This is a genomic window from Clostridium sp. YIM B02555 (assembly GCF_022320955.1).
In the GTDB taxonomy this organism is placed as follows: Bacteria; Bacillota; Clostridia; order Clostridiales; family Clostridiaceae; genus Clostridium; species Clostridium saccharoperbutylacetonicum.
In genome coordinates this window covers 157310-171514 of sequence record NZ_JAKJJY010000010.1, presented here as the reverse complement: position 1 = coordinate 171514, position 14205 = coordinate 157310, and the positions used below count along the sequence as shown (strand labels likewise).

At 29.0% G+C, this 14205-nt stretch carries 11 protein-coding genes; 10 read left to right on the top strand and 1 reads right to left on the bottom strand.

Annotation, left to right across the window (positions count from 1 at the left end; genetic code table 11):
• Positions 1-303: 303 nt before the first annotated feature.
• The 7 genes from L3B98_RS15630 to L3B98_RS15600 all read left to right on the top strand — a co-directional run bounded on the left by L3B98_RS15630 (position 304) and on the right by L3B98_RS15600 (position 8263).
• Positions 304-1050: an SDR family oxidoreductase gene (locus tag L3B98_RS15630; RefSeq protein WP_238917420.1), complete on the top strand. Its 747-nt coding sequence runs from the start codon at positions 304-306 to the stop codon at positions 1048-1050.
• A gap of 132 nt (positions 1051-1182) precedes the next feature.
• Positions 1183-2532, top strand: coding sequence for a sigma 54-interacting transcriptional regulator (locus L3B98_RS15625; RefSeq protein WP_238917419.1), 1350 nt, complete (start codon positions 1183-1185; stop codon positions 2530-2532).
• Positions 2533-3057: 525 nt separating this feature from the next.
• Positions 3058-4395, top strand: coding sequence for an acyclic terpene utilization AtuA family protein (locus tag L3B98_RS15620; RefSeq protein WP_238917418.1), 1338 nt, complete (start codon positions 3058-3060; stop codon positions 4393-4395).
• A 2-nt stretch (positions 4396-4397) separates the two neighbouring features.
• A complete protein-coding gene (locus L3B98_RS15615) occupies positions 4398-4703 on the top strand; it encodes a hypothetical protein (RefSeq protein ID WP_238917417.1) in 306 nt (101 codons plus the stop codon).
• A 90-nt stretch (positions 4704-4793) separates the two neighbouring features.
• Positions 4794-5555, top strand: a complete 762-nt coding sequence (locus L3B98_RS15610) for a carbohydrate deacetylase (RefSeq protein ID WP_238917416.1) — start codon at positions 4794-4796, stop codon at positions 5553-5555.
• A gap of 37 nt (positions 5556-5592) precedes the next feature.
• Positions 5593-6882: a PTS transporter subunit EIIC gene (locus tag L3B98_RS15605; protein WP_238917415.1), complete on the top strand. Its 1290-nt coding sequence runs from the start codon at positions 5593-5595 to the stop codon at positions 6880-6882.
• A 94-nt stretch (positions 6883-6976) separates the two neighbouring features.
• Positions 6977-8263: a neutral/alkaline non-lysosomal ceramidase N-terminal domain-containing protein gene (locus tag L3B98_RS15600; RefSeq protein WP_238917414.1), complete on the top strand. Its 1287-nt coding sequence runs from the start codon at positions 6977-6979 to the stop codon at positions 8261-8263.
• A gap of 127 nt (positions 8264-8390) precedes the next feature.
• Here the strand turns inward: L3B98_RS15600 and L3B98_RS15595 are convergent, their stop codons facing one another.
• Complete coding sequence (locus tag L3B98_RS15595) at positions 8391-10904, bottom strand: helix-turn-helix domain-containing protein (protein ID WP_238917413.1); 2514 nt, start codon at positions 10902-10904, stop codon at positions 8391-8393.
• Positions 10905-11217: 313 nt separating this feature from the next.
• On the opposite strand from L3B98_RS15595, the gene L3B98_RS15590 reads away from it, so the two are divergent.
• The 3 genes from L3B98_RS15590 to L3B98_RS15580 all read left to right on the top strand — a co-directional run bounded on the left by L3B98_RS15590 (position 11218) and on the right by L3B98_RS15580 (position 14161).
• Complete coding sequence (locus tag L3B98_RS15590; protein WP_238917412.1) at positions 11218-12153, top strand: NAD(P)H-dependent oxidoreductase; 936 nt, start codon at positions 11218-11220, stop codon at positions 12151-12153.
• Positions 12154-12330: 177 nt separating this feature from the next.
• Complete coding sequence (locus tag L3B98_RS15585; protein WP_238917411.1) at positions 12331-13293, top strand: 2-keto-3-deoxygluconate permease; 963 nt, start codon at positions 12331-12333, stop codon at positions 13291-13293.
• Between the two features lie 82 nt (positions 13294-13375).
• Positions 13376-14161, top strand: coding sequence for a glycogen debranching protein (locus L3B98_RS15580; RefSeq protein ID WP_238917410.1), 786 nt, complete (start codon positions 13376-13378; stop codon positions 14159-14161).
• The last annotated feature ends 44 nt before the right edge of the window (positions 14162-14205 follow it).

Genomic DNA, 14205 nt, shown 5'->3' with positions numbered 1-14205 from the left:
GTTACGATTATAATTTCTCAATGATGCATGTATATTCCATTTATAAGTTTGATTATTAATTTGGATATCTATATAATGAATGAATTAAATCTTATATTGAATTTATTTAACAAAGTCTAAATAAATGATAATAATTGAAAAGAGAGGAGGAGCATAAACTTATCTTTAATTTATATATAAATTCTAATTAAGAGTATAGTATACAATTCAATTCAATTCAAAAAATCTTGAATGGATTTCGCTGTTAGCTGATAATTGAACATTAACAATTGCAATATATATGGATAAGTTTATGAAACGCATATGGAACGTGGAATTTTAGTAACAGGTGGTGCTTATGGTATTGGAAAACAAACATGTATAGATTTTTTAGAAGCAGGCGATAAAGTTTGTTTTATTGATTTTAACAAAGACTTGGGTGAAGAATTTTCTAAGAAATATGACAATTTATATTTCTATCATGGAGATGTTTCTAAATCAGATAATTTAAAAGGCTTTGTTCAATTTGCAAAAGAAAAACTAGGTAGGATAGATGTACTTGTTAACAATGCTTGCAAAGGAAATAAAGGAATTTTATCAGATTTAGATTATGATGGTTTTGATTATGTTTTAGCAGTAGGGTTAAAAGCGCCTTATGAGCTTAGCCGCCTATGTAAAGAAGAACTTATAAAAAATAAGGGGAGAATTATAAACATTGCATCGTCAAGAGCCTTTCAATCTGAACCTGATAGCGAGGCTTATGCTAGTACAAAAGGTGGGATTGTGGCACTAACTCATGCTTTAGCTATGTCTTTAGGTCCAAATGTGTTGGTAAATTGTATAGCGCCAGGATGGATTGATGTTGATGAGAGTGAAAGTTTTAGTAAAGAGGATATTGCAGCGTTGCCAGCTGGTAAAGTTGGGACTCCTAAAGATATATCTATCATGATTCTGTTCCTTTGTAAGCATGATTTTATTACGGGAGAAACTTTTGTTATAGATGGTGGTATGAGTAAAAGAATGATTTATCATAATGATTGGAATTGGAAATATAGTATTGATGATAAGTAATGTAGTATAGATTTTTTATGATATTGGCACTGTTATTGGTAAATCGAAATAAATGAAGAGCTTAAACGGATATAATAAGAAAATTATCTGATAAGTTTAAAAAAATTTTATAGCCATAAGAGGAGTATAACTATGAAATTTGGAGAGTTAAATAGTTCTATATTTGATTCCTTGTATGATGGGGTTCTTATTGCAGACAAAGATAATAATGTTGTATATGTAAATCCAGCATATACGAGAATAACTAAAGTAGAAGCAAAGGATATAATAGGAAGAAAAATTGGAGATGTTAGAATAGGAAGTAGATTGCCAGAGGTAATTAGAAGTGGTGAAAAACTTTTGGGGATTAAAAGAAGTGTTAATAATGTAGAGTATTTTGTTAATATGGTTCCTGTATTTGAAGATGGAGAAGTTGTTGCAGGAATATCCATTTTAAATGAGATAAATGATATTTATAAACTAATGGAGGAATTAAATAATTCCAAGCGGATTATTAAGGATTTAAAGAAAAAGATAAAAGCAAATGATAAGGCAAAATATACTTTTGATAGTATAATTGGAGAAGATGCTAAAACAGAGGAATTAAAGAAGTTTGGAAGGAAAATAGCAAAAAAGAAGGTAAACATACTTATCACAGGAGAAAGTGGTACAGGAAAGGAACTATTAGCTCAAGCAATACATAATGGAAGTGATAGAAGAGATGAACCCTTTATAGCTATAAATTGTGCAACATTTGAAGCAAATTTTCTCGAAAGTGAGCTTTTTGGATATGAGGAAGGCGCTTTTACAGGAGCTAAAAAAGGTGGAAAAATGGGGCTTTTCCAAAAAGCAGAAGGTGGAACTATTTTTTTAGATGAGATTTCAGAAATGGAGTATAATCTTCAAGCAAGGCTGCTTAGAGTTCTACAAGAAAATATTATAAGGCCAATTGGAGCTATTAATCAAATACCTATAGATGTTAGAATTATTGCAGCAACTAACAGAAACTTAGAAAATATGATAATTAACAAAGAATTCAGAGCAGATTTATATTATAGAATAGCAGTTTTTACAATAGATACAATCCCTTTAAGAGAGAGAAAGGGTGATATTAAACCGTTAATAAATTATTTTTTGGGAGAATCAGAACAGAAATTTAATAAGAAAGTTAAACTTTCAGAAGAAGCCTTTAATGTTTTGTATAATTATAAATGGGAAGGAAATGTTAGAGAATTAAAAAACATAATTGAGTTTGGCGTTATGATGACAGATGAAGATGTAATAAGAGTTGAACATTTACCTAAAAAGCTTCAAATAGAAGGTATAAAAGAAAGTGTTATAAATGTAAGACTATTAAAAGATGTGGTCAGAGAATTTGAAGAAAAGGAAATTAATAAGGTTATTGATATTTATGGTAACACATTAGAAGGAAAGAAAAAGGCTGCGGAAGCATTAGGAATATCTCTTGCTTCCTTATATAATAAAATGCAAAATCTCCGTTAGAGGAGAACAAAATGCTACGCCTTTCTTAGTTTACAATTTACAGTTTAGGTAAGGAATGCACGGCATTTCTCTTAATTATTTATTTCATCCTTCATTGTAAATTCCTATATTTTTTTAATTCGAAAAGTTATCCCAAAATTTTGCTTGATTACTTGCCTAAAGAATAAAAAAGTGAGTCATTATCTTATATAAAGTTATAGGGTAATGGCTTATTTTTTTATTAATAATTTTTAGAAGAATACTAATTCTAAAAATTTAGAAATTATATATTGGAATTCTAATTTATTAGAATAGAGCTATAATTAGGGTTCTGTAAACATTTAAATTGTTGTTATATAAGTATTTATAAATAAAATTCTAAAATTTTAGAATTTTATGTTTTAATATTTAGGATTTTATATTTTTATTAGATTTTATGAATTAGCATTATAACAAGAATTAAAGACTAAATAATAAAATAATTATAAGTTGGCATAATAATTGCTTTAAATAAAAGTGAAGAATTAAATAAAGGAGATAATATAAATGAAAAGCATTAGAATTGGTGGCGGAGCTGGATATGGAGGAGATAGGATAGAGCCTGCAGTTGATTTAATTAAGTATGGAAAGCTTGATTATATTATATTTGAATGTCTAGCAGAAAGAACTATTGCACTTGGACAATTGCAAAAGCTTTCTGATAATAAGAAAGGTTATAATGAACTTTTAGAATATAGAATGGAAAAAGTATTACCATTAATAAAAGAAAAAAATATAAAAGTTATAACTAATATGGGAAGTGCAAATCCAATCTCAGCAATGAAGGTAATAAAAGAAATGGCTAAGGACATGAAGATTAGTGGCATAAAAATAGCAGCAGTTTTAGGAGATGATATTAGTGATAATATTGAGAAATATATAGAAAATCAAGTTATTGAAACAGGTGAAAAGTTAAAATCAATTTCAAACATTATATCAGCAAATGCATATATAGGCTGCAAAGGCATAGTTGAGGCTTTAGAAAATGGAGCCGATATTGTAGTTACAGGAAGAGTTGCAGACCCATCCTTAGTACTTGGACCATTAGTATATGAGTTTAAGTGGAGATTTGATGATTATGACTTATTAGGAAAAGGAACTTTAGCAGGACATCTTTTAGAATGTGCAGCTCAAGTAATGGGAGGGTATTTTGTTGATCCACCTTATAAGGAAATAAAAGATCTTTGGAATTTAGGCTTTCCAATTGGAGAGATAAATGAAGAAGGACATATAGTTATTTCAAAATTAGAACAAGCTGGTGGACAAGTTACAGTAGATACTTGTAAGGAACAAATTTTATATGAGATTCAAGATCCAGAAGAGTATTTTACTCCAGATGTAATTGCAGATTTCTCTAAAGTTAGAGTTAAAGAAATAGGAAGAGATGAAATTTTAGTTGAAGGTGCAAGTGGAAAAGCAGCAACAGAATTATATAAAACCAGTGTTGGCTATAAAGATTGCTACATTGGTGAGGGTGAAATAAGTTATGGCGGTACAGGAGCTTATGAAAGAGCAAAAATAGCAGGAGAAATAATAAAAAAGAGATTGGAATATATAAAGCTCCCTATTGAAGAATTAAAAATAGATTATATTGGTGTAAATTCATTATATGACTCTAGTTTAAAAGAAAAAGCTTCTTATGATGAAGTAAGACTTAGAGTTGCAGCCAGAACATTAACTAAAAAGGATGCAATAGTTATAGGAAATGAAGTAGAAGCACTTTACACAAATGGGCCAGCTGGTGGTGGTGGTGCAAGAAAATATGTAAGAGAAGTAGTTTCAATTGTATCAATTCTAATTCCAGCAGAGGATATAAAAATATCTGTTCAGTATGAGGAGGTATAAAAATGAAATTAAGAAAAATTGCACATTCAAGAACTGGAGATAAGGGAGATATTTCAGTTATTTCAGTTATTGTATATGATGAAAGAAATTATAAGAAAATTAAAGAAGAGGTTACTGTAGAAAAGGTAAAGAAGCAATTTGTGAATATTGTAAAAGGTAAAATAACTAGATATGAAATAGAAAGTCTTGGAGCTTTGAACTTTGTAATGGAAAATGCTTTAGGAGGAGGAGTTACGCGTTCTTTAGCAATAGATCCGCATGGAAAGTCATTGAGTTCATTATTATTAGAAATAGAATTAAGTGATTAAATAAAATTTTGAATAATTAATAACAGTTATTATAGCTAATGTATAATATTTGATTTTATTTGAGCTTGCTATAATATTGGAGGAAATAATATGAATTTAATTATTAATGCAGATGACTTTGGTTTAACATTAGGTGTATCTAAAGGAATAATTACGGGAATGAAAGAAGGCATAATAACAGATACCTCAGCAATGGTTAATTCAAAAAATTTTGACACAAGTGTCTTGTTAGCTAAGGAAGCTGGAATAGAAACAATGGGAGTTCATTTAAATATTACAGCCCTTAGACCTGTAAGTAAAATAGAGGAAGTAAAGAGTATAGTAGATTCTGATGGATTCTTTTACAAAAATCCCAATATTATTCCAAAACCATACAATTACATAGAAATAGAAAATGAACTTAAGGAACAAATTAAAAAGTTTTTAAAAACAGGTCTTGGGCTTGATCATTTAGATGTTCATCATGGATTCAATACAATAGATAAAAAAATATTTGAAATTATACTCGATTTAGCTGAAAAATATAAAATACCATTAAGAAGAAGTACAGATAAGTTTGAAAATATAAAAAAAAAGACAGTAATGATGACTCAATATTTCAATAAGGAATTTTATAGTGAGAATGCTAATGAAGATGCCCTGAAAGATATATTAAATAAGTATAAAGATAGTAAATGTACATTGGAAATAATGACACATCCAGGATTTGTAGATGAAGATCTAAAAAATATATCAAGCTATAATATCAACCGTAAAAAGGAATTAGAGGTATTAACTAGTGATGAAATAAAAAAATTTTTAATAAACAATGATATAAAATTAATTAATTACAAGCTGTTAAGTAAATTATAAAAGTTATGAAATTATACTAAAGCATGGGGGAATATAAATGGAAAACAATAATTTTATGAAGAAATTTAATGATATTCTGGAAAGTAAATTGATGCCTATTGGAGATAAAATTAGTAGGCAAAGGCATTTAAAAGCTGTTAGAGATGGTATGATGAGTGTAGTTCCTTTAACTATTATAGGTGGATTATTTATGATAATTGCAGCACCACCTGTAAACAAAGATGTCTTTGCATGGAGCCCTAAGGTTCAAGGGATTCTTTTGTTACCGTATACAATGACGATGGCAATAATGGCTTTCTTTGCTACAATAGCTATAGCATATAGCTTAGCAAAACAATATGAATTAGAAGAAATAAGTGCAAGCGTTATAGCTGGGGTTATATTTTTATTGATTTGTGCACCCGCACAAAGTATCATACCTAAGGGCATGGAAGTACCTCAATCTATGTTGTCAGCTACTTATTTGGATGCTAAGGGATTATTTAGTGGAATAATTATTGCACTTGTTGTTGTTGAGATAATAAGATTTTTGAAGAAGAGAAAAATTACTATAAAAATGCCAGATGGTGTTCCACCGGCTGTAGCTGCATCTTTTGATTCGATAATACCATTATTAGTTTGTATTGTTATATTTTATTCTATAAGTGTGTTTTGTCAGTTAACATTCAATCTTTCGTTTCCACAAGTAATAAATAAATTATTAACACCTGCACTTAATGCAGCAGATACGCTTCCTTTTATATTGATTTGTGTGTTGTTAATGAAATTGTTTTGGCTTTTAGGAGTACATGGTGGTAGTATTATGATGAGCTTGCTTACTCCGATTATGACTGCTAACCTTATGACAAATGCGGCATTATCCACTGGTGGACAAAATCCAACACAAATATTTACAAGTATATTTATATATTGCTTTGCAATAACAAACATACCACCATCAATTTTGGCATTAAAAAGTAAGAGTGCACATTTAAAAGCAATTGGAAAAGTAAGTTTACTTCCAGCAATTTTTAATATAGGTGAACCTTTAGTATTTGGATTACCATTTGTATTGAATCCAATATTGGCAATTCCATTTATCATCATTCCAATGATAAATATATCTATAGGATATTTTGCAGTCAAACTTGGTTTTATTGCTAAAGCTGTTGTAGAGCCACCATTTACTACTCCTGGACCTATTTATGCATTTTTGGGAACTTTAGATTATAAAGCAATTATATTATGGTGCGTTTTAACTACAATTGCTTTTGTAATATATTATCCTTTCTTTAAAATTTATGATAAAGAATTATTAAAACAAGAAGCAGAACAAATGGAAAACTAATAAATTAAGAAGATGCACTGTTTAATTATTATATCAAACAGTGCATTAAAATATAGGAGTATAAAAGTATTATAGAAGGGAGACGGGCATATCGATGGATTCTATTAAAACTTCTTTCTCAAAGGAAAGGATATCTATAAAACCAGAAACAATTATGGCTGGATATGGAGGTCGAATTTCAAAAGGAATTAATGACGATTTATATGTAAGGACTATTTTATTTAAGAGTGAAGAGGAACTTTTTATATTAATACAATTGGATCTTTTAGCAATTGATTATTATCTTAGTGATTTAATCAAAGGGAGTTTAAAAGAGCAATTTAATATTAAATACGAAAATGTAAATATTAGCTGTATTCATACACATTCAGCTATAGGTGGGATTGTTAATACAAAAGAGGCTATTAACAAAAGATATCAAAAAACATTTGGAGATTTTGATAAATATATAGCTGAAGAAATAATTCATAAGATAATGCTATGTGTTGAAAGATGTATAAGCTCCACTGAAAATTTCACTATTTCATATGGCAAAGATGTAGTAGAAGGTATATGTACAGACAGAAATAATATGGAAAATGAAATAGATAATTTGTTGCAGGTTTTACATATAAAAACTGAGAGTAACAAGCAGGCTGTTATATACAATTTTGCCTGTCACCCAACGATCCTAGAAAAAAGTAACGAGCTTATTTCAGCAGATTTTCCAGGAGAAACTTCAAAGTTTTTAGAAGCAAATAATATAGCTTTAGCAATGTTCTACAATGGTGCTTGTGGAAATATAAGTACAAGATTTACTAAAAGGGAGTCTTCGTTCAATGAAGTAAAACGAATAGGCAGAGAGCTTGGAGAAAATATATTAAATATTGCTAATAAATATAAAGAAGACAACTTAAATTTTTCAAATATAAAACAAACCCACAAAAATATTCTTCTTAATATAAAAGAGAAGAATACTAAAGAAAATATAGAAAATGAAGTTCTTGCAATTAAAAATAAAATTCAAAATGCTTTAGATAATAATTTGGATAAGAATACAATTAAGCCATTATATTATGAACTTGAAGGAGCTAAAAGAAATCTAGAATTAGCAGAAAGCTTAAAGGATATAAAGACAATTGAGGTAAGAATAAATATAATTAATTTTGATAATATATATATTGTCTATATTCCTGGAGAATTATTTTCATCACTTGGAGATAAGATTAAAGGAGCTTTTAAGGATAAAACAATCTTAATCACATGCTATAGTAACGGATATATAGGTTATATACCTGATCAGAGAGCCTATGAAAATGGATGTTTTGAGGTTATGCTGACTGTATTAGCAAAGGGAGAAGGAGAAAAACTTGCTTTAGATATTATAAAGCAAATACAATGAATGGCAATGGCGTATTTTGGTAGATTTGAAATTTAAAAAGAATTAATTAGAATTTGGTGAAGTTTAAGTATTAACCAAATTCTAATTTTATATCTATAATAGGAATTCTTTCTTCTTTATAAAATTACTATAATGCAGCTTTAATTTCTATAAAACGAACTTCATGAGGCTCTAATTCTGCTGTTATTGTTAAAATGTTATTTTCAGCAGTTTCTATCCTTTTTTGAATCCTTGGAAGAGATGCAAATTTCAAATAATCAATATCTTCAAGATGCTCTAAAGGAAGACCTCCTAATTCAAGCCACTTGTCAAAAGAACTTCCATATGACTTATTTACAATAGTTTCAGTTATCTGATATTTCTTTTCAAAAAGTTTTTTTAATGGTAGAATTATTTTTAATGAATTTTGTTTTGAAAATGGTGTATATCTATTAGCAAAAGTAAGATCAAATATTTCACCAGATGCATATAGTTTTGAAAAATGCTCATAATTATATAGCATTATTTGAATATTATTTCCATCTGTTGTTATAAAGAACCCATCTCCTTTTTTTATCAATTTATCACCAAGTTTACTAAGCATTTGAAAAATGTAATAGTGAGATTTTTTAATTCTGTTATATGTAAAAAAGCCTTGACCTCCATGATATAATTGATCACTTATTTTTACTTCTTCGGTAAAGTCAGATACCTGCCAATAGCCAAAACTTTCAAGGCTATCATAGTTTTCTAATATATTTTTAGCAATATATGCTGATTTATACACCGTATCATTTAGTAATTCATTATGAGAAATTGAGGAATTCCAACCAATTAGATATAATTTATTTGTGTTCCAATTGTTAGCTTTTATTCTATTTTTAACACGGAGAATATTTTCTTTTAGAGCATTTTCGGATTCCATATATACAAGGCGTCTTCTCATTTCTGCATGAATTTTCTGCGAAAGAGTGGTCGGATCTTCTCCAGATAGATTTATTGGATAAAAATGCATGTTTATAAAATCAGGTAAACAATTATTTGATGTACAATAATCCATAAAAGTATCTATCCAATCGTTTGAACCTGCTATTGTATCTGAAAATACTGGAGAACTTCCAAAGCTAATAAGTGGACTTATTTTCTTAACAGTATTGTAGGTTTCTTTATAGAATTCAAAAAAATCATTCCTATTTTCAAATCCGAACATTTTTGTTAAATCTGGTTCATTCCAAAGAAAAAATGGCCAAGACTCAACTTCCTTTCTTCCATAGCTAGATATAAAATGTTTAATTAACATCTCAATGGAATAATTCCACTTATCCATACTTTTTGGAAGACTTATTACAGATGGAACAAGAAACATTGTACGGTCAGAATCCAAAGCAAGTTCTTTAGGCATAAAAGAAAGTTCCATAAAAGGTTTTATATTAATTGAAAGTAAAAAATTAATGACTAAATCAATGTAAGTAAAACACAGTTCAGGAACTCCTGCTTCATTTTCTGAATAAAACATCATTTCATCATCTAATAAGCCATGAAAGCGTATATATTTAAAGCCAATATCTTTTTGCATTTCTTTAAGCATATGTTGATTTTCAGAAATTAATATATTTTTTGCTTTTCCAATGCCTATTAAATTTTTAAAGGTATGTCTTAATGGTATTCCTTTTACAGACGTATCTATTGCTTCTATTTCATGTATCTCAGTATTAGATTTATTTATTTCAGCTGAAATATTTCTTTTAGGAAGATAATTTACCAAACGATTAAAGGAGGCATTGTGATTTAAAGCAAAGTAATTAATACTTTCCGTTATACTTCTTTTTTGGCGAGCATAATTAGTTTCTTCTTTTTTACGATATTTACTTGGAAGGTAATTATACTTATTTTTAAAGGCAGCTACAAAGGAACGTGTATTAGAAAACCCATTTCTTTCGGAAACATATTCAATTTTTGAATTAGGATTAGCCAAGTCTTTTACAGCATGAGAAAGTCTGATTTCTGTTAAATAATCACTAAAGCTAAGGCCAATATATTCTTTGAAAATTTTTGAAATATAAGGTGTTGATAAGAAAAACGTTTCAGCTAAACTATTCAAAGAAATTTTTTCTCTATAATTTTCATTTATGTAAATTACTATATTTTTTATTCTTTCAAAGTTTTTATTTGTATCTTTATAATTATTATTGTCTTCTCCTATAAAATAAGTAGTCAATAAATATAATAATTCATAAATATAAGATTTATTTAAAAGATCTATGCTATCTACCGGGTTGATGTTATTTTTTATAATTAATGCAATAAGCTTTTTTAATGGTGTAAATTTTGTTTTATCTGCTTCTATGGAAGAATTACAATTAAATCGCTTTTGAGAATAATGAGAAATCTCAGGATCTAATGCAGAAAAATCAATTTTTAAAGATAAGACTTCACATTTATTACCAGACACTGAATGAACATCAAACATATTTATGAGAATAATATCATCTTCACTCAAATTATATTGAGCATTACGACAATAAACTTGAGCATTCCCAGATAATACATAGAGTAGTTCTATACTTTGATGCCAATACCTTTCTAGGTTTTCAATTGCAAGCACAGAAAATTGCAAAGGGGACGATGTTTTAAAATTTACAAGTTCATGATTTATATTCATAAAAACCTCCGATATATCAGTTATGAGTTGAGAGTTAATTTGTTAAACTTATAGTTAAAAAAATATTCTTAATATAAATATAATACCATTTAGGAGTAATAAATTCACTTGAAAAATATCAAAACTGCATAATTTTAATATTTTTACTGTAAAAATTCAATATTTATGAAAAAGAAGTTTGTTTTATAAAACAAAATGAATATAAATTTGCAGTTAATAAATTATAATAATAGATTTTTTGTGTAAATATTAAATGTTAAAATAATAACAAGTGGTGTAAATATTTACACGAATAAAAAATGGAGGCATGAATATGAAAATTTTAGGTATTTCAGGTGGAAGAAAAGATGGCAATAATGATGCCATGTGTAAGGAAGCTTTAATAGCTGCAAAAGAAATAGGCGCAGAAGTTGAATTTATTCATTTATTAGACTTAGATATAAAGCATTGTACTGGATGTACAGCTTGTGTTAATTCGCTTATGAGTGGAAAAGGAAATATGTGTGTACTTAAAGATGATTTTGATTGGCTTTTAGATAAGATGTTAGATGCAGATGGAGTAATTTTCTCAAATCCAATTTTCTGCAAAGGCGCGCCAAGTATGTTCCTTGCAATTAGAGATCGTTTTGGACCAAGAATGGATAGAGGAAATAATGTTGTAGCAACTAAGATTGCAGAAGCAACAGGTGGAAAAGCACCAGATCCAAGAATATTAAAAGATAAAGTTGTTTCTTATATAGGAATTGGTGGTTCTGATTGGATTACAAGATTCCAATGTGATTCAGCAATACAAGCTTTGACTCCAATGTGGAAGGTCATAGATAATGCTGTGTTCCCTTGGTCAACAGGAATTGTCGTTGATGAAGATAAAGTTGCAAAAGTACATCAAATTGGTATTAATATTGCAAAAGCAGCACAAGAAATTGAAAATGCTACTTATAAAGGTGAAGAAGGAGTTTGTCCACATTGTCATAGCAGAAATTTCTTCCTAGATAGAGAATCTACTCATGCTGTATGTTGTATGTGTGGTATTGAAGGTGAAGTTAAAATTGTTGATGGTAAGGTAAGCTTTGAATTTCCAGAAGAACAATTAGAACATGCTCATGATACTTTATCAGGAAAGTTTATTCATGCTGAAGATATAAAGAAGACTATTGCAATAAGTATGGAATTAAAAACATCAGAGGAATATAAAGAACGTTTGGAAAATTATAAGAATTTTATTAGCGGAAGTAAGCCAGCGAGATAATTAATAAGATTAAAATTGAATTGTTAAATCTCGGATATGAAAGCAATAGTGATTTTTAGTATATAGAGATTAAGTATTTAGCAGGTAATTAAAACTACCTGCTAATGTGCATTTGAACATTGATTATTGGAATAGATATATATAATTAAATAAAGAGAGAAGGATAATTGGAAATAAATGAATATTTTAGAACGTGTTCAGAAAATACCTGGAGGAATGATGGTCGTACCAATGGCCATTGCAGCAATAATTAATACATTTATGCCTAGTATTTTGCAGGTAGGGAATCCATTAACTGCTACTTTTACAGGAAAGGGAACCATGTGCGTAGTTGGAATGATGCTGGTGTTTACTGGCATTCAAATTAAACCTAGACAAATACTTCCTTGCTTAAAAAGAGGTGGAATACTAAGTAGTTTAAAAGTTGTTATTGGGATTGCTTTTGGGCTTTTAATAATGAAACTATTTGGAATGGATGGGATTTTAGGCATATCAACATTAGCTTGGGTTGCCTGTTTAACAAGCTGTAATCCTGGATTATACATAGCTCTTATGAATGATTATGGAGATGAAATTGATAAGGTTAATTATGTATTGTTAAACGTAATTGGTCTTCCATTTATACCAGTATGTATTTTAGGATTTGCAAATGGAAATGGGTTAGATTATAAGAGTATAATTGCAACCATTGTACCTTTAATTGTAGGAATGCTTTTAGGATGCCTAGATCCAAAGATAAGAAGCTTTTCGAAGGATGGAGTAAAGGTATTAATTCCATTTATGGGCTTTTGCCTTGGAGCAAATATTAATCTAGGCTTAGCAATTCACTCAATTGGAAAAGGTATGCTGTTATTTATATTTTATATGATCTTTAATTTTATCCCTTTATATTTGATTGATACAAAGGTGCTTAAGCAAAAAGGACATTCATCAACTGCAATAAGTTGTGTTGCAGGTTTAGCTATGACAGTTCCGAGTTTAATGGCTGAAAGCGATAAAAGTTACCTTCAATATGTAAATGAGGCAACAGCACAACTAGCTTTTGTAGTAGTGATAAGTGCAGTTATAACACCTTGGCTAGTTAAAAAAGTTGTTAATAAAAAAGAATTTGAAAGGTCAATAGTTTCTGCAAATTCTTAATAATTTATAAGACACTATAAATTACTCATGTTCTTAAACTTTTGAGGCACTATTAAATTATATTATAAGGAGATTTGATAATATGCAAAATATGAATTATATACCTAATGGCGGACAAACTTATATGCCTTTTCAAGATAATATTAAGGTTAAAATCCTTGATTTTAAACCTCTTGATGTACCAAAATCACTGATACCTACCTTAAGGCTAAAAGATGAATTTAAGGAAAAAGGATTTATTAAATCTGAAGATTGTCAACATTTTATTCCCGGTGTTACTGCAGAAATGTTAGATTGGTTTTGGGCTAATATGGAGAAATGCTATTATCTATGGGCACCAGGTGCACATAAGAGATTTAGTTGGGTAAGATCTCCTGTAGAATATGGTTTTATAAATTCAAAACATATGATTTCAGAAGCAATGGTTCCTGGAAAACCTGTATTCGGTGGAAATGGAGTAGTGATCAATAGATTTGATTTAAATTGGTTTCCGTTTACAACAGCACTTGAGCATGTGATAGTAGAAGGCATTCTTAATGATAAGAATGAAATAGTAGATATTAACATTCATATGTGGGAAAATGTTGAAGGAGGAATAATTCATGTGACCTCTGCAGCAATAAATACTAGAATTAGTGAACCTCCATCTTTCATTAAAGACTCCCTTGATTCAATGCCAACAAATGAAGATAGAGCAATTCATGCAGAATATGAAGCTGCTATGTGGCCAGTTTTTCTTCCAAAGCTTTATGATCTGTGGAGGGATCATCCAGATTTATCTCAAAATGTTCAATGTGATTTAAGAGTTAAAGCATCAGAAAATGGACAGTTGGAATATATATCTGAAAACAAACCAGTAACAATATAGATTATTAAAGCTATATTGTCCTTAGAGCAATTTTATCTAGTTAG

Excerpts from the sequence above, each read along its gene's own strand:
- L3B98_RS15615 (WP_238917417.1), top strand. The coding sequence starts at position 4,398 with ATGAAATTAAGAAAAATTGCACATTCAAGAACTGGAGATAAGGGAGAT.
- L3B98_RS15585 (WP_238917411.1), top strand. The coding sequence starts at position 12,331 with ATGAATATTTTAGAACGTGTTCAGAAAATACCTGGAGGAATGATGGTC.
- L3B98_RS15590 (WP_238917412.1), top strand. The coding sequence starts at position 11,218 with ATGAAAATTTTAGGTATTTCAGGTGGAAGAAAAGATGGCAATAATGAT.
- L3B98_RS15580 (WP_238917410.1), top strand. The coding sequence starts at position 13,376 with ATGCAAAATATGAATTATATACCTAATGGCGGACAAACTTATATGCCT.
- L3B98_RS15595 (WP_238917413.1), bottom strand. The coding sequence starts at position 10,904 with ATGAATATAAATCATGAACTTGTAAATTTTAAAACATCGTCCCCTTTG.
- L3B98_RS15625 (WP_238917419.1), top strand. The coding sequence starts at position 1,183 with ATGAAATTTGGAGAGTTAAATAGTTCTATATTTGATTCCTTGTATGAT.
- L3B98_RS15620 (WP_238917418.1), top strand. The coding sequence starts at position 3,058 with ATGAAAAGCATTAGAATTGGTGGCGGAGCTGGATATGGAGGAGATAGG.
- L3B98_RS15605 (WP_238917415.1), top strand. The coding sequence starts at position 5,593 with ATGGAAAACAATAATTTTATGAAGAAATTTAATGATATTCTGGAAAGT.
- L3B98_RS15600 (WP_238917414.1), top strand. The coding sequence starts at position 6,977 with ATGGATTCTATTAAAACTTCTTTCTCAAAGGAAAGGATATCTATAAAA.
- L3B98_RS15630 (WP_238917420.1), top strand. The coding sequence starts at position 304 with ATGGAACGTGGAATTTTAGTAACAGGTGGTGCTTATGGTATTGGAAAA.
- L3B98_RS15610 (WP_238917416.1), top strand. The coding sequence starts at position 4,794 with ATGAATTTAATTATTAATGCAGATGACTTTGGTTTAACATTAGGTGTA.